The sequence below is a fragment of the Pseudoalteromonas sp. HL-AS2 genome (assembly GCF_031198805.1).
GTDB lineage: Bacteria > Pseudomonadota > Gammaproteobacteria > Enterobacterales > Alteromonadaceae > Pseudoalteromonas > Pseudoalteromonas nigrifaciens.
Genome location: NZ_CP133571.1, coordinates 912666 through 928014 on the forward strand (window position 1 = coordinate 912666; position 15349 = coordinate 928014).

Below are 15349 nucleotides of genomic sequence, written 5' to 3' on the forward strand. Positions count from 1 at the left end.
CTCAACCATATGAAAAATCTTTTCTTGCGTAAACTGATATATTTGCATTAGAGTGTTTCATAATGTGAAATACTGAGTTGGTTATGGATCACAAGCATTTAAATTACTTTTTAGCGTTGGCAAAAACATTGCACTTTTCGCGTGCCAGTGAACTTTGTCATATAAGTGCGCCGACATTGAGCCGTAATATTAAGCAGCTTGAAAGCGAAGTGGGGGTAATGCTATTTTTACGTGATAACCGCAGTGTAAAACTAACCCGCGAAGGGCTGGCATTTATTGACTACGCCACATCCACATTGGCTAATTGGCAGCGCTTTAAAGCGAACCTAAAAGAGCCACAGCAGTATATTTATGGCAACGTGAGTATTTATTGTTCAGTAACCGCATCGTACAGCTTTTTACATCATATTTTAGAGCAGTTACGCGCTCAACATCAGCATATAGAAATCACCCTAAATACCGGTGATCCTGCGCTGGCAATAAACCGTGTTTTAGATGGCCACGAATCTATGGCTATTGCTGCTAAGCCAAATAAGTTACCTGCACAAATTGCCTTTGTTGATATTGGCTATTCGCCGCTGGTATTTATTGCGCCTAAAATTGCGTGCTCAATTACGCAAAAGCTTGCTAGTAATACACCTAGTATTGATTGGTCAGAACTTGAATTTATTGTGCCAGAGCAAGGGTTTGCTAGGCAGCGCTTGGAGCAATGGTGGCGAAAAAATAATATTCAGGGAAAAATTTATGCACAAGTAGCGGGGCACGAAGCGATGGTATCTATGGTGAGCCTTGGCTTTGGTATAGCAATGATCCCTAAAATAGTTTTAGATAACAGTCCACTACAAGACAAAGTACACGTTTTACAAACAAATACACATGCACCTAAAGGTATTGATATTGGCTTGGCAGTATTACATAAGGAATTAAACGACCCGGCTATAAGTGCCTTGTGGAATATAGCGCAAAATATGGGTGAAAAAATAATTTAATGCAATACACTTACTAAGGTTGCTCTTAGTATAAAAGCCCAGATAGCGTAAGCCTTTAATCTACCGCTCCTCTATTGCCTATCAATAGAGCTGTTAGGCTAAGTATATAAGCCGCAAAGTAATCATAATTGTATAAAAGTTGTTAATGATTGTAACTGCCTAGAGCTTGTTCTCAATGACCTTGCTACTATGGATAAATGGCCTTTTTATATATGTACGATGAACACAATGCGGTTTTATTTTATAATAATATTATTAATCTCTCTTTCGTTTAATGCTCAGGTATTAGCGCAAAGTGACGAGCCTGTAGATGCACATATATCTACAGAGCAACTGCATTTAAGTATGAGTATAGGGGCGGGAGTAATAACTAATCCATTATATGGTGCAGATAATATTCCGTTGGTGATCATTCCTCAAATAGCCTTTTATGGCCAACAGTGGTTTTTTGATAATGGCCGAGTTGGCTACTCGTTTAAACAAACGCAACAGCATAACTTAAGCCTAGTAACAGAATTAAACCCTGAGTCGCGTTTTTTTATTGATTGGCACCCGCAAAATATATTTGCGCTAAAAAGTGCTAGTTCAAATAATCAATTTACCCAGTTAGAAACAGATACCTCGCCTCAACAAATAAATATTAATAATATTAGTAAGCGCAAGCTCGTTTTAGATGCAGGTATTAGTTACTCCTTTGTAGCTGAGCAGCAGATGTTATCCGTGCAAGCATTGCACGATGTAAACTCAGCTTATAATGGTTGGCGAGCTGCAATACAATGGCAGTATCATGGGCAAGTAGGTAATTTGCAATTAAAGCCCACTGTGGGAGTTAATTATAAGTCTGCGCAATTAAACGACTATTATTACGGTTTAAACAGTGATGAAACACTGTTAGGTAAAATAGTAGTTGGTAGTAGTTGGCAACCTTATGCTAAAATCGATGCCCGCTGGCCCCTTAGCAAGGCCAACGCTCTTCGTTTTCATTTAGCATATTATGACTATTCGGCTATGGATAGTAGCCCGCTGTTTGAACGTCATTATTCAACGACTGCCTTTATAGGATTTGAACATACTTTTTAATATGAAGTATTTAATCTTTTTTGTGTTTATTTCTTCACTACTTAGTGGCGTTAGCGTGGCGCAAACAATTCTTGATGTATCTCCCAAAGTTTGTGTTGTCTCTGAACAGCATGATTTTTGCGATCTCAATTTGCAGTTTAAATGGCAGCAGTTAGCGGTTAAAGATGTGTGTTTGTATCAACAAAATACGCAAATACGATGCTGGCAACAGCAAGGTTCTGGTCAGTTTAGCTATAAAGCGCGTGTTCAGGTGGAGACCATATACTCCCTGATCAATCCTCACACCGGTGACTCACTTGCGAGCGTACTCGTTGAAGTACAAAGTGCCCATACTAAAAAACAGTATCGGCTGCGTTCACCGTGGAGCTTTTTTTAATTTAGGAGTAGTAAATGCCAAAAATATTACTTGTTGAAGATGATCTTGGTTTACAGCAATTAACCAAAGATTACCTCGAACATAATGGCTTAGAAGTCGACGTACTAGATCGTGGTGATGAAGTGTTTACTTACCTTGAAAGTAATCCCGTCGACCTGATTATTTTAGATGTAATGCTGCCAGGTAAAGATGGCTTTAGTGTTTGCAGACAAGTACGTGATAAATACACCACTCCTATTTTAATGTTAACGGCCAAAGGTGAAGACTTTGATCAGGTAATAGGGCTAGAGCTTGGCGCTGATGACTATGTTATTAAACCGGCTGAGCCACGTGTATTATTAGCAAGAATTAGCGCATTATTACGCCGTGGGCAACCTAACTTAAAAGCCACCGAAGAGCTGCAGTTTGGCGACTTATTTATTGATAAAACCAGCCGTATTGTTAAGTTATCGGGTGCAGAAATAGTCCTAACCTCACATGAATTTGAATTACTTTGGCTACTAGCATCAAATGCCGGAGAAGTATTGAGCCGCGAACATGTGCACCAACATATGATAGGGCGACAATACGATGGCCTAGATCGCACCGTAGATGTACGCGTTTCAAGAATTCGCAAAAAACTGGGCGATAACAGCGACAAACCTTATCGGATTAAAACTGTTTGGGGGCAAGGCTATTTATTTGTTTCTGACGCGTGGGATATGTAATTAATGCTTAGTGTTAAGCTGCGTTAATGGGCAAGCTGTTTATAAGCCTGTATGTGTATATTATTGTCTCGTTATTTATTGTCAGCGGGGTAATTGAACAGCTTTGGCCATATGAAGAATCGCAGCAGCAGGTGCTACTCGACGATGAGTTTGGCCAGTCTTTGTGGTTATTATCACAAACCCCTAATGGGCTTACAAAGCTAAAAAACCATTTTTCTAGTCAAGTGATTGCTCAGCGCGATTTAATATTACCCGCCGAGCAACAAGCTCAGCTATTAAAAAATCACTACCTTTATTTATATGATAAACAACAGCGCATAGTTTGGTATGTTCAACTTAACGCCACACAACTATTACAGGTTGGCCCTATAGGGGGGGCAGCCAAGCCCGCAGCCTCTGTTTTACCCTACTTATTGCTGTTATTAATTGTAGGCATTCCTGTTGGTTTGTGGAGTTTTTTACTGTGGCGAGACTTTGCTAAGCTGCGTAATGCATGCGAGGCCGTAGGTGGCTCACAGGACTTTCAATTAACAGATAGCTCTAAATCATTTTTTTTACCTATAACGGGCACCTTGCAAGTGATGCAGCAGCGAATTGAGTTTTTATTAACCGCGCAGCAAGAGCTTACCTCATCGGTATCGCATGAATTTAGAACGCCACTGGCGCGGTTAAAATTTGCCATTGCAATGCTTCAAGACCGAATGCTCGATGATAAAGCCGAAAAATACTTAGCTAATATGCAAGTCGATATCAATGAACTTGAGGCACTGGTTTCTGAAATGCTTGAGTATGCACGTTTAGATTCACAGCAACCGAGTTTACAGCTGATCAATTGTAATTTAGTGGCAGTGGTTAAAACGGTGGTTGAAAAACTCAGTTTTGATACGCGAATAAAGTTAAGCACTACATTACCCAGTGAACTGATTTACCGCTGCGACAGTCACTTTATGGCGAGAATAATGCAAAACTTGGTAGGTAATGCTTTAAAGCATGCCAATAATAGTGTGCAAATAACCTTATTAGCGCAAGCTAATAATATAGTTTTTATTGTTGAAGATGATGGCAATGGTATTGCTGAAGTTGAGCGTGAAAATGTATTTAAGCCATTTACTCGATTGGATAAAAGTAGAGATAAAAAAACCGGTGGGTTTGGCTTAGGATTGGCTATTGTCAGTAAAATTATTTCTTGGCATCAAGGTCAGTGTACAATTGAAGATTCAAGCTTAGGCGGAGCTAAATTTATTGTCAGCTTACCGATTAGTAAATAGCAGCTTTTAATACATAAATAAAAAGTACATAAATAAAAAGTACGCAGATAAAAAACACTCAATAAAAAAGCGCCCTTGTTAACAAGGGCGCTTTTTTGGGTTTTAATCAAAATCAACAAGTAGCAAAGTAATAGACAGCCCCTTTATAAAAAAGTTCTTAATTTAATTATTTTTCTTTTCTAGTAATGGCATTAACATTTGCTCTAGCCCATTGAGCTTTACCTCATACATCATGGCTAGTTGGCTGCCTAGCTTTGAGTCGGGAAACCCTTGTTGTTTAAACCATACTAAATAGGGCTCGGGTAAAAGCAGTAAAGGGCGGCCTGCGTACTTTCCAAAGGGCATAATAGTATTAACGGCAATTTTTAGCTGTGTAGGATCCATTGGCTTTAAAGGTTTTATAAAACATAGCTAAGTGTAAGGTATATTAAAGAGATAAAATAGGCTGTGACGGGCAAGTAACAGCCTATTTAACGAGGGAGCAGGCCCTCTGGATTAATATATTTTATTAGTAAGCCCTTCGTTAGCTGGAGTCTAACTAGGGGCAGGTGCTTGCGCTAATATTTACCAATAGTCTTTAGTTTACCTGCTTTTTTCTATGTTAGAGAATTAGCTTGTAAAAGAATGTAAATTCAAATTAGTGCTGCTTTACGAAAATAATTTTTGTTTAACGTGCTCAGCAAAACCACTACCGGCTTCTAAGTAAAAGTTATAGGTAGAATTTACACCCATTTCTTCTAACTCTTTTTGCTGATCAGGGTAGTTAGCAATAGCGGTAACTTGCCCTTTATAACCCGATGCTTTTAATTGCTCTAACGCAAAAATATTTTGCATATGCTGTGGCATTGTTAGCATGACCATTTCAACACGAGAGTGATTTACGCGCTGCCAAAAGTCAGGGTCGGTCGCATCTGCTATTAATACATTTCTTCCGCGTTTTATGTGCTTATCAACTACTTCAGGCTTTATGTCTATACCTGCAACTAGCTGTGGGTGCGTAGCATTTATTGTTTCATAAGCACCTGTGCCAATTCTGCCCATGCCAAATATAACAATTTTAGTGTCGTTAAGGTTAACAGGCAGTTCTTCGGATAAACGAGTTTTACTTTCAAACTTTAGTAGCCAAGGCTCTATTTTTGCGTAAATTTCGTTAGAGCGCTTATTTAAAGGGGATGCAATAATAAAGGTAATTGATACGGCAATTGCAATAACGGCTAACCACTCAGAGGTGATCATGCCTGTAGAGGCGGCTACAGCGCAAACAATTAAACCAAACTCGCTATAATTAGCTAAACTAAAAGTGGTTAGCAATGAGGTGCGAGCACGTAAGTTAAACATGTTTGTTAGCACATAATATAAAAACGTTTTGATTGGTAATACTAACACCAATAATAATGCGGCAAGTAATGAGCTGGTGGTAAGCTCTGCGTTTAAACCTATTGTTAAGAAAAAGCCAACCAATAAAATATCTTTTAAATTAAGTAATGACTTAGAAAGTTCACTGGCCTTTTTATGAGGCGCAATCATCATACCTATTATTAATGCCCCTAAATCACCTTTTAAACCAACTAGCTCAAATGCATGATAACCAGCCACAAGTGCAAAGAAAAACCCAAATAATGGCAGGAGTTCGCCGTGTTTAGAGCGGTTTAGTATCCACCCCATAACTGGGCGTACTAGCGGCAGTGAAATAATAAGTACCAAAGCCCAAATATTAGGGATTTTACCTGTGCTAATAGCTAAAAATACCACGGCAAAAATATCTTGCATAACTAAAATACCAATGGCTACTTTTCCGTGTAAGCTGCCCATTTCACCACGTTCTTCTAACACTTTAACAGCAAAAACGGTACTAGAAAAACTCAATGCAAAGCCAACTAATAAAGCGCTTTGCCAGCTCAAATCAACAAATAATGGCAGTGCAAATAGGCTAAGTAATAGCATAAAGCCACTAAATAACGCACTACTCAAAATAATATGTAAAGTAGCAGAAGCCCACACTTGTGGTTTCATTAAACTATTTACTTTTAGCTTTAAACCAATACTAAATAATAAAAGCGTAACGCCTAAGGTAGCAATGGTGTTGAGTAATTCGGTGCTTTTATAGCCCGCTAAATTAAGCGCGAATCCCGCAAGTAAAAAACCGATAAGAGGAGGGAGCTTTAGCTGATAAACAGCAAAGCCAAACACAAACGCGGCGGCAAAGTAAATTAGTTCCATAATTATAAATATCACTTCATTGGGAGGTTTAGTGTAACGAAAAATCAATACCATTGAAAATAAATATACAAATACTCACCATTTTACTCATACAATAAGTCCTTCATAAAAGATTAGGCTTAAGCGCCGTTTAATCAAATACTTGCTCTGTTGCGTATGAAAAATGGACATTTAACACTTATTTAATCGTAAACAGCATGTAAATAGTAGTTTTTCACTGACAAGAGCATTTAAATGTGGTTAAGATGCGCTAACGACGAAGTTTAAGTTAGAGCACATTATAGAGCCGCTCAGCTTAAGGAGAAAAATATGTTTAAAAAGATTTTAGCATCGGTTGGTATTGGTGCCGCCAAAGTAGACACTATTTTAGAAACAGAGCACCTTCAGCCTGGGCAATTATTTAATGCGCAAATCGTTATTACAGCTGGTGATGTAAGCCAAGAAATTGCAGGGTTAGATTTACTATTAATGACGCGAGTTAAAGCATCAAATGAAGATGGTGACTATTTTACCAACCACGTTATAGAGCAGTGGCGCATTACAGATATAGGCACGGTAGAGCCAGGGGAAGTTAAAACGATTCCTTTTCAAGCACGGTTGCATTCAGAAACACCTATTACTGAAATTAATGCAGGGTATAACCAATCTTATGTTTGGCTTGAAACTGGGCTGGACATTGATTTAGCGCTTGATCCAAGTGATAAAGACCATTTACATGTGTACCCCAATGAAGCTGTTAAAACGTGTATGCAGGCCATGGAAAAGCTAGGCTTTAGCCTAACTAAAGCTGATGTTGAAAAAGGCCATTTGCGCGCATCAACGTTTCAATCAGTGTCTGGTTGTTATCAAGAGCTAGAATACAAGCCTAACAGCCGCAGTTTATTTGGAGTGAAAGAAATTGAATTATCATTCATTCCAGAAGCACATAAAACCCATGTGTTAATTGAGTTAGATAGAGCATTTAAAGGCGATGGTTATGTAGATTTAACCATAGAGCACGACCATGTAAATCTCTCGCAATTATGCGATCAGTTAGAGCGACTATTTACCTAAGGTAGATAATTACTTAAAACAAACCCAGCTTATGCTGGGTTTTTGTTTTAAGCCATTTTATTATATAGCATAGCGGTTAATTAAGCCCCTAGCTGCATTACTGCTATTATGCCTAGCCCTAATAACGTATAGGCTTTTATATCTATTAGAGCCAACGACAGGAGTTACAATGGCGTTTAAATGTGAAACTTTTACTGCGCTCAATACGCAAACCTTATTCTCCATAATGCGTGGGCGCGTAGAGGTATTTGTAGTTGAGCAAATGTGCCCTTATCCAGAGCTTGACGATAATGATGTAGCACCAAGTACCTTGCATATTTACACTGTGAAAAATAATACGCTACAAGCTTATGCTCGATGCTACGAAAAAAACGCAAAATACAGTGCGATCGGTCGCGTGTTAGTCACTAAAGAGGAACGAGGTAGAGGATTGGCTCAGCAATTGGTTACAGAGGCCATTAATTGCTGTAAAAGCCAATGGCCAGAACGTGATATTTATATTGGTGCGCAAACGTACTTACTGGAGTTTTATCGCTCATTCGGATTTGAAAGTATTAATGCTGAATATTTAGAAGATGGCATTGCTCATCAAGATATGGTTTTACAATTAGTACCTTGATTACAAAAGCCCACAATGTGGGCTTTTTTGTTGTTAAGAGCAGAAAGTAACTTTAGCTTAATAATGAATGTAAAAATACCAGGCCTATCGCCAGTGGGCATACAAACTTAGTGTACCAAGGCCATACTTTCCAAAATAAGGTATTGTGTACTTCAGGGTTACCTTCTTGAATGGCCTTTAGTAATGAGCCTCTTGACCAAATCCAGCCTACGTATATACAACACATAAGACCTAATAATGGCTGTGCCACTTTAGTGGTTAAGGTGATCACTAAACCAAACAGTAACTCTAAGTTACACACTATCGTGATGCTCACTAGAGTGATTAATGCACCAATTACCCAAGTGGCCTGTAAGCGAGACATTGCAAAGCGTTCTACCGTATAAGATACCGGCGCTTCGAGCATTGAAATAGAGGAGGTGAGTGCTGCAATGCTCATTAGCGCAAAAAACGCAAAGCCAACAAATAACCCCATACCACCCATACCATCAAAAAGTGCAGGTAATACTTGAAATACCAATGTATCTTCAGAGAGGAGCTTTCCGGTAGTCGGTGAGAAAATCTCAATCCCTTGTGCTTGTGCTACATACATAGCAGGAATGATTAATAACCCTGCGACAAAAGCAATAAATACATCAATAAGCGTGACATAAGCACCTAACGAAACTAAGTTCTCTTTTTTACTAATATACGAGCCATAAATAATCATCACACTGGTACCTAGTGATAATGAAAAGAATGCTTGCCCTAGTGCACTAACTAACAAGTTAGCATCAAAAATAGATGAAAAATCAGGTACTAAATACGCCTTTAAGCCTTCAATAGCGCCATCTTGGGTCATTACATAAATAATTAACGCAAATAAAATGCTGAGCAAAGCAGGCATTAAACGTTTTGACCATTTTTCGATTCCGTTTTCAACGCCACGACTAATAATAGCAACGGTTAGTACAATAAAGATCATAGTGAAAATGATGTTTCTGCTAAGTGACTGTTCACCTAGCCAAGCAGATGCAGAGTTTGCGCCCACTAATGTTGTAATAGGTTCTACTGTTGCACTTAGCATCCAACCAGCAACAATGGCATAAAAGCTTAAAATAAAGCCAGCACATAAAATACCGCCAAAACCAACCGCAAAAGAAAAATGTTTTTGCCAAGGTTTATTAGATATTTTTCTAAGTGAAGAAACCGCATTTGCTTGGCCATGACGACCAATCATTAGCTCCGCCATTAAAGCAGGATAAGCCAAAAAGAATGCCAGTACTAAATACGCAATTAAAAATGCGGCACCACCATTACTTGCGGTTTGTGTAGGGAAACCCCAAATGTTACCTAAACCTACAGCAGATCCTGCGGCGGCCATTATAAAACCAAAGCGAGAGCTAAACTCGCCTCTTACTGCACTCATATTATTGTACTTCTCTATTTTGTGACGGCGCAGACAATCTACTGGAAATGTAAAAAAATAAAAAGTGCTAATTTGCTGATCTAGCACAATTACTTTATTAAACTCTGTGTTATGAACATAGATTTTAGTTTAGTAACTTAAAACTAAAAATTAACAGCTTGATATTGTTTAATAATTGTTAATTTACAGTGTGTAGCCTTTACTTTACACTAGGGTGTTGTTGAGCTATTTTCAGGGTAAAACAAGCTCCACCTAACTGCTTACTTTTGCCTGCATAAACACGGCCGTGATGCCAGTCAGCTACTTTTTCAACAATTGCTAATCCGAGGCCATAACTTTTATCAGCTCGATTGCGGTGATTGTTTTCGCGAAAAAAAGGGCTAAATACTTTGCTAAAGTTTTCAGCTGCTATGCCTGGGCCATCGTCCTCTACGGTAATAATAATATGTTGCTCATTGACAGTGGCACTTACATAAATATGTTGCAGGGCAAAGTCGCAGGCATTATTAATTAAATTAGTAACGGCTCTGGCAAGCCAATGTAAGTCGGCATAAATAACATCGTTACTGCTATTAAGTTGCACACTGAGTTTGTGGGAGTCTAATTTAGGCGATAGCTGCGCTAAAATATCTTCAAAGTAGCTGCGCATATGGGTTGCAGAGTAGGTTAAGCGGTTGGCATTTTGTTCTAGCGTGGCAAAGGCTAGGTAGCTTTTTAGCATAGACTCCATATGGTCTAAGTCATTTTCCATGCGGGTTAAATATTGCTTCACTTTTGGCATGTCATTGCTATCTATTGCAGCATCTAAACCAAATCGCAGGCAAGCTATGGGGGTGCGAATGTCATGGGATAAACTCGAAGCCATTAGCTTATTTTCAGCAACCAGCTTTTCTATTTGACTCGCCATACGGTTAAAGGTGAGCTCTACATCTTTTATATACGTGAAATGAGAGACTTTGATACGAGTTTTAACATCACCCGATGCAAATTTTTTAGCTGCTTCATTTAACACGCTCAAGCGTTTGGCTAAGGGATAAATAATAAAGCCCATAAATACACACAGCCCAGCGTAAAATAATAAGGTTAGAATAATATCGTCGCGTTGCTCTGCTTCAAATGAGTTATCGAGGCGCATAGATAAATGATAAGGGCTTAATGCTTGGTTGCTATAAAGCATATGAAAACCCTGTTCGCCCTCTAAAATTAACCCACCATGGGTTTGCATTTGCATAAGTAAGGCAGGGCTAAGCGCTAAAGTGTCGTTTAGCTTATAGGTAAGCGGCAGGCTAAAGTCGTTGGCTAACTTTGTAACATAATTACTGCGCTGTGCAGGGGGGAGAGTAGCAAGCTGTTTGCTAAACCCTGCAATCATTTTACTTTGCATGCTAAATTCGTCTAAAGGGGCGTGTGTATTTTGACTAAAAGCGTCAATAAGCCAGCCTAAAACAATAATCGAAAGCAGTGCGCTGCTAAGCAGTGCAATATAAAACTTTTTCATTTGTAGCTACCAAGCAGTGGCAACGAGTAAATAACCTCGTCCCCAAATTGTTTTAATTTTTTCAGGGTTTTGCGGATCGTCATTAAACTTTTTACGTAGCGCAGAAATAAGCACATCAACACTTCTATCAAGGCCGTCGTACTCGCGTCCTTTGGTTGCTTTAAACACCGCATCGCGTGATACAACTTGCCCTGCGTTACTGGCTAAGTAATGCAGCAATAAATACTCAGCGCTAGATATATTTATATCGATATCGTTAAGTTTAACGCTTCGCGACTCACTATTAATGCTCAAAGCCCCTACATTAATAATACTATGCTGTTTATGAGATTGGCTGCTTTGGGTGGTGAGCCTAAGGGCTGACTTTATTCTTGCTAGTAATGCACGAGGGCGTACCGGTTTCATTATGTAGTCACTGGCACCTACCTCTAAGCCAATCACTTCATCCATTTCGTCATCACGAGCTGTTAGCATAATAATAGGAGCTTGATAAAAGCTACGTAGCTCGCGACAAACGCTTATGCCGTCTAACCCAGGAAGCATAATATCAAGTAGTATTAACTGCGGTTTCAAGGTTTTAACTTGGCCAACAACTTCATCACCGCGATGACAAACATGTACACAATAGCCTTGTTCTGTTAAATATTCAGCCACCCATTGTGCCAAAGAAATATCATCTTCAACGAGTAAAATAGTACCGTAATTATCCATAAGACTTCCTTATTAAAACAATCGCCAACGGCGTTTTTTCTGCCTGTTTTGATAAACCCACTGTAACTTTACTTCAGTGGTGGCTATGACTTTTGCAGTATTACTATCAAATAATTCAAATGATAAGCTCTGCTCAGAGTCAAATGCATAATTAAAAACGCCGTGTTGCTGCTTAAGCCAACATTGCATAATATATTTTGAGGTAGCGTCTCGTAAGCAGTAGTTACCTATTGTGGGCTGCTGCCATGATAAAACCACTTCAGTATAACAGTGGCGGCCTTCACGTAGTGCCACGCAGGTATTAGGTATTGCACTAAGTGCGGTTACCTCTTGGGGCACCTCGGCGAGTAAACTGCCAGGGTAAGCTAATAGTAAATAACACCAGCGTCTAAAATACATAACGCACGCCTAGCTTGGCTTTGTGTTGGTACCCTTGAGAAATAATAGGGCTGTCGTCAATTTCTTTAGAAAATAAAGTCGTTAACCAGCCGGCTAAAAACACCCAGTCTTGGTTAAGCGGGTACTCAGCATGAAACTCAAGCATAATGCTGCTGCTGGCATTGGTTTTATAGGCAGGACGCAGCAAGGTAACTTCACTTTGCTCAATACCAAAATAATAGTTAGTAAAGTCAGCAGAGTAGGCACTAAAGCCTATGCCTGAGCGAAACTCCCAGTTACGCCAAGGTTGTATTTTGCTAAAAAAAGAATTAAATACCCAGCCATTGTGGGCGTTTGAAATGTCATGCAAAAATTCAATAGAAACCTGTGAGCCATCAAATCTGTGGGTAAATCTAAGGCCTGTATTAAAGTCATACTTACGCTTTTTAATGCCGCGTAATTCCTCAACCACACCATTGTTATAAAACCCCAAGCCTTTTTGACCAAACCCAGCTTGGGCGTTAGCACCGATTATATCGAGCTCCCAATTATATTTGTTAATTAGACTGTAGCCTATAACAAGGCCGCCGCTGAGTTGGTTATGGTCATAATCGAGATAAAAGTTATCAAAAGAAACCGCAAGGCTGAGATCTAATTCAATACCATCGTCATAAGAGTCCATGCCGATAAGGTAAGAGTCTTCAATATAATAACCAGTACCGGCGCTCCAGTCCCATGCAAAGCCTTGAATAGGCTCCAAGGTATTATCAGCATAATAGCGGTTACTGGCAGTACTATGGGCACTAAATACACAGGCAAATAATAAGCAGGTGTAACATAAAAAATAGCTAAGTATTGAGTGCTTCATCCTTGGAACCTAAATAAGTAATGGTTATAAAGCGTAGTATATTGTTAAACGTTCCTTTAAACCTGTAAAAAAATGTAGTGTTTAACTTACGCTTATATCACTTTAATTTTGTCGATTAATATACTGCTTAAATAAAACTGCATCATTGGTGCTAAAGCACTTATTTCTGTGCGAGTACACGGGCCTTGCACTTTAGTCAGTGTGCTAAGCTTGCTCATTGTATTATATTTAGGAATAGTTACCTTTGTATTTGCCTCGGCGCGTGCTAAACGTGCTTGTTCGGTATTTTGCTGGTGGACAAAGGCGACTACTTCAAGTTCATTAGTGATTTTTTGCTCTTCGGTAAAGCTATAAATCAGTGATTCACGATGAAAGCTAGTGCTATCTAAAGATGATTTTGCAAACCAAACAACATCACCAGAGGCTTTATGCGTTAAGCGCATGCTAACTTGCGCTAAAATAGTTGCACATTGCTGGGTTGGAAATTGCTGTGCAACTTTAGAGTATAGAGCATAAGGTTGTTTGGGCTGATTTAACGTGTATTTACTATCATCGGTAAACGACAGATCAACTTGATGAATAGCAAGTGTGTAATCACTATCGTTTTTAGTAGTTACTTTTAGTTGTTTGTCATTGAGCGCTTGGCTTATTTGCGCCAGTAAAGTGTCGGTTACACTTACTCTGTCGGTAACAATTTTAACCGTTTGGTTTTTCATTACTTTATGAGCTGGTAATTGCACTGACTTTACTTTAGGCGAGGTGTGTTGTGCCTCATACTCCAGTTGGTATGTCTGACTTTTTAACATTGGCTTTAAGGGCATTGCCAATGGCTCAGCAGGCTGATTTGTTGTTGTGGTTATAGCGCAACCCGATGAAAATAATATAAAAAGTGGTACAACTAAAAAACGCATAAATACTTCACACTCAGTAAAAGGCCAATAATCAACATATTGTACGTTAGTCTTGACAAAAGTTCATGATATTATATGCATAGAAGCAATTAAAAAAAGAAAAAACAGCCACCGATGAAGTACCTTAATTACTCGATTTATTACCTGCTCGCCTTTTGTATTTTAATAACCCACTCAGAGGTTGCTGCAAATGTAGATCCAGATTGGCCTGCATTTGTAAAAAAATATGGGCGTTACGCAGAAAAAAAGCTTAAACGAAAAGGTATACCTGGCGCGGCTTTATCGATTGTTAATATGCAGTCGAGTGATTATATTCATACCATGGGCTTTACCAAAGTGGGTAGCTCTCAAAGGGTTAATCAACATACACGTTTTAGATTAGCATCGGTGTCTAAAACCTTTGCAGGATCGTTAGCTGCTAAGCTTGCAAGTGAAGGGGAAATAGATTTATACCAGCCTATTAGCGACTATATTCCTGAATTTGCTAACACCGACTACAAAGATAATTTAAAGGTTTATCATATTTTAAGTCACTCTAGTGGCCTAGTTCCCAACGCCTACGATAACCTAATTGAATCACGAATGAGTTATCCAGATATTGTTGAAAAGCTACTTACGGTAGCGCCCATATGCGATCCTGGGCAGTGTTATGGCTATCAAAATGTGATGTTTAGTTTAATTGACGATGTAATTTTAAGGAGTACTCATAAAAGTTACTCTCAGTGGCTAAATGACGCTATTTTTACGCCCTTAAAAATGCATGACACTAGTTTAGGCTACGACGCTATGGTGCAAGATAAAAACTACGCATTTCCACATGTAAGAGGGAAAAAACGTTGGTATAGCGCTAAGCTGAAAAAAAATTATTATAAAGTAGCCCCCGCTGCAGGCATAAATGCCAGTGCTGCCGATATGGCAATATGGCTAAAGGCGCAATTAGGTCAGTACCCAAATGTATTATCGCTCGATGCATTAGCGGTACAAACACGTCCCTATACGCATACCAAAAAAGAGCAATACCGACGAGTATGGAAAGGTCATCTTAGTGAGGCTTTTTATGGGCTAGGTTGGCGAGTATATAACTACGATGATGAAACCCTTTATTACCATAGTGGTTGGGTGCAAGGCTATCGCACCGATTTAGTGGTTTTTCCTCATTTAAATGTGGGTTTTAGCTTAATAATAAATGCCGAAACTGGGGTGATAAATGAACTTACAACAGAGTTTATAAATAGAGTGCTTAAATATAAGCGAGGCTAAAAA

The 15349-nt window shown here is 39.1% G+C and carries 16 protein-coding genes; 8 read left to right on the forward strand and 8 right to left on the reverse strand.

The genetic code is table 11. From position 1 onward, the window contains the following. The first annotated feature begins 83 nt into the window (after positions 1 to 83). From ilvY to RB215_RS04355, 5 genes are all read left to right on the forward strand, one after another. Positions 84 to 989 carry an HTH-type transcriptional activator IlvY gene (gene ilvY / locus RB215_RS04335; RefSeq protein WP_011327543.1) on the forward strand — a complete coding sequence of 302 codons (906 nt, stop codon included), beginning with the start codon at positions 84 to 86 and terminating at the stop codon, positions 987 to 989. A gap of 228 nt (positions 990 to 1217) precedes the next feature. After that, the gene (locus RB215_RS04340; RefSeq protein ID WP_011327544.1) at positions 1218 to 2069 is read left to right on the forward strand and encodes a MipA/OmpV family protein; all 852 of its coding nucleotides are present in this window, start codon (positions 1218 to 1220) and stop codon (positions 2067 to 2069) included. A 1-nt stretch (position 2070) separates the two neighbouring features. Beyond that, complete coding sequence (locus RB215_RS04345) at positions 2071 to 2445, forward strand: DUF3019 domain-containing protein (RefSeq protein WP_011327545.1); 375 nt, start codon at positions 2071 to 2073, stop codon at positions 2443 to 2445. A gap of 14 nt (positions 2446 to 2459) precedes the next feature. Further along, positions 2460 to 3152: a response regulator gene (locus RB215_RS04350; RefSeq protein ID WP_011327546.1), complete on the forward strand. Its 693-nt coding sequence runs from the start codon at positions 2460 to 2462 to the stop codon at positions 3150 to 3152. Positions 3153 to 3178: 26 nt separating this feature from the next. Beyond that, positions 3179 to 4420 (forward strand): ATP-binding protein, encoded by a 1242-nt coding sequence (locus tag RB215_RS04355; protein ID WP_182676801.1) that lies wholly within the window; start codon positions 3179 to 3181, stop codon positions 4418 to 4420. A gap of 162 nt (positions 4421 to 4582) precedes the next feature. On the opposite strand, the gene RB215_RS04360 is transcribed toward RB215_RS04355, so the two are convergent. Both RB215_RS04360 and RB215_RS04365 read right to left on the reverse strand, forming a co-directional pair. Then, the gene (locus RB215_RS04360; protein WP_041454363.1) at positions 4583 to 4804 is read right to left on the reverse strand and encodes a DUF3820 family protein; all 222 of its coding nucleotides are present in this window, start codon (positions 4802 to 4804) and stop codon (positions 4583 to 4585) included. A gap of 264 nt (positions 4805 to 5068) precedes the next feature. After that, on the reverse strand, positions 5069 to 6640 hold the full coding sequence (locus RB215_RS04365; protein ID WP_041454668.1) for a cation:proton antiporter family protein: 1572 nt from the start codon (positions 6638 to 6640) through the stop codon (positions 5069 to 5071). A 309-nt stretch (positions 6641 to 6949) separates the two neighbouring features. On the opposite strand from RB215_RS04365, the gene RB215_RS04370 reads away from it, so the two are divergent. After that, a complete protein-coding gene (locus tag RB215_RS04370) occupies positions 6950 to 7693 on the forward strand; it encodes a sporulation protein (protein ID WP_011327550.1) in 744 nt (247 codons plus the stop codon). 169 nt (positions 7694 to 7862) lie between these two features. Beyond that, entirely contained in the window at positions 7863 to 8312 is a 450-nt protein-coding gene (locus RB215_RS04375; protein WP_011327551.1) for a GNAT family N-acetyltransferase, read from the forward strand. 52 nt (positions 8313 to 8364) lie between these two features. On the opposite strand, the gene RB215_RS04380 is transcribed toward RB215_RS04375, so the two are convergent. The 6 genes from RB215_RS04380 to RB215_RS04405 all read right to left on the reverse strand — a co-directional run bounded on the left by RB215_RS04380 (position 8365) and on the right by RB215_RS04405 (position 14086). Beyond that, positions 8365 to 9720: a sodium-dependent transporter gene (locus tag RB215_RS04380; RefSeq protein ID WP_011327552.1), complete on the reverse strand. Its 1356-nt coding sequence runs from the start codon at positions 9718 to 9720 to the stop codon at positions 8365 to 8367. A 199-nt stretch (positions 9721 to 9919) separates the two neighbouring features. After that, entirely contained in the window at positions 9920 to 11218 is a 1299-nt protein-coding gene (locus RB215_RS04385) for an ATP-binding protein (protein ID WP_179808223.1), read from the reverse strand. A 6-nt stretch (positions 11219 to 11224) separates the two neighbouring features. Next, positions 11225 to 11929: a response regulator transcription factor gene (locus tag RB215_RS04390; RefSeq protein WP_011327554.1), complete on the reverse strand. Its 705-nt coding sequence runs from the start codon at positions 11927 to 11929 to the stop codon at positions 11225 to 11227. Positions 11930 to 11941: 12 nt separating this feature from the next. Further along, on the reverse strand, positions 11942 to 12328 hold the full coding sequence (locus RB215_RS04395; RefSeq protein WP_041454364.1) for a DUF3019 domain-containing protein: 387 nt from the start codon (positions 12326 to 12328) through the stop codon (positions 11942 to 11944). Continuing rightward, the gene (locus RB215_RS04400; RefSeq protein WP_086993499.1) at positions 12318 to 13175 is read right to left on the reverse strand and encodes a MipA/OmpV family protein; all 858 of its coding nucleotides are present in this window, start codon (positions 13173 to 13175) and stop codon (positions 12318 to 12320) included. Before RB215_RS04400 ends, RB215_RS04395 begins: the two co-directional genes overlap by 11 nt. Before the next feature lie 92 nt (positions 13176 to 13267). Further along, complete coding sequence (locus RB215_RS04405) at positions 13268 to 14086, reverse strand: hypothetical protein (RefSeq protein ID WP_011327557.1); 819 nt, start codon at positions 14084 to 14086, stop codon at positions 13268 to 13270. 114 nt (positions 14087 to 14200) lie between these two features. Here RB215_RS04405 and RB215_RS04410 point away from each other — a divergent pair, with 114 nt between their 5' ends. Beyond that, complete coding sequence (locus RB215_RS04410) at positions 14201 to 15346, forward strand: serine hydrolase (protein WP_011327558.1); 1146 nt, start codon at positions 14201 to 14203, stop codon at positions 15344 to 15346. The last annotated feature ends 3 nt before the right edge of the window (positions 15347 to 15349 follow it).

Bases quoted from the DNA above. Each gene is read 5' to 3' on its own strand.
- ilvY (WP_011327543.1), top strand. From the start codon at position 84: ATGGATCACAAGCATTTAAATTACTTTTTAGCGTTGGCAAAAACATTG.
- RB215_RS04340 (WP_011327544.1), top strand. From the start codon at position 1,218: ATGCGGTTTTATTTTATAATAATATTATTAATCTCTCTTTCGTTTAAT.
- RB215_RS04345 (WP_011327545.1), top strand. From the start codon at position 2,071: ATGAAGTATTTAATCTTTTTTGTGTTTATTTCTTCACTACTTAGTGGC.
- RB215_RS04350 (WP_011327546.1), top strand. From the start codon at position 2,460: ATGCCAAAAATATTACTTGTTGAAGATGATCTTGGTTTACAGCAATTA.
- RB215_RS04355 (WP_182676801.1), top strand. From the start codon at position 3,179: ATGGGCAAGCTGTTTATAAGCCTGTATGTGTATATTATTGTCTCGTTA.
- RB215_RS04360 (WP_041454363.1), bottom strand. From the start codon at position 4,804: ATGGATCCTACACAGCTAAAAATTGCCGTTAATACTATTATGCCCTTT.
- RB215_RS04365 (WP_041454668.1), bottom strand. From the start codon at position 6,640: ATGGAACTAATTTACTTTGCCGCCGCGTTTGTGTTTGGCTTTGCTGTT.
- RB215_RS04370 (WP_011327550.1), top strand. From the start codon at position 6,950: ATGTTTAAAAAGATTTTAGCATCGGTTGGTATTGGTGCCGCCAAAGTA.
- RB215_RS04375 (WP_011327551.1), top strand. From the start codon at position 7,863: ATGGCGTTTAAATGTGAAACTTTTACTGCGCTCAATACGCAAACCTTA.
- RB215_RS04380 (WP_011327552.1), bottom strand. From the start codon at position 9,720: ATGAGTGCAGTAAGAGGCGAGTTTAGCTCTCGCTTTGGTTTTATAATG.
- RB215_RS04385 (WP_179808223.1), bottom strand. From the start codon at position 11,218: ATGAAAAAGTTTTATATTGCACTGCTTAGCAGCGCACTGCTTTCGATT.
- RB215_RS04390 (WP_011327554.1), bottom strand. From the start codon at position 11,929: ATGGATAATTACGGTACTATTTTACTCGTTGAAGATGATATTTCTTTG.
- RB215_RS04395 (WP_041454364.1), bottom strand. From the start codon at position 12,328: ATGTATTTTAGACGCTGGTGTTATTTACTATTAGCTTACCCTGGCAGT.
- RB215_RS04400 (WP_086993499.1), bottom strand. From the start codon at position 13,175: ATGAAGCACTCAATACTTAGCTATTTTTTATGTTACACCTGCTTATTA.
- RB215_RS04405 (WP_011327557.1), bottom strand. From the start codon at position 14,086: ATGCGTTTTTTAGTTGTACCACTTTTTATATTATTTTCATCGGGTTGC.
- RB215_RS04410 (WP_011327558.1), top strand. From the start codon at position 14,201: ATGAAGTACCTTAATTACTCGATTTATTACCTGCTCGCCTTTTGTATT.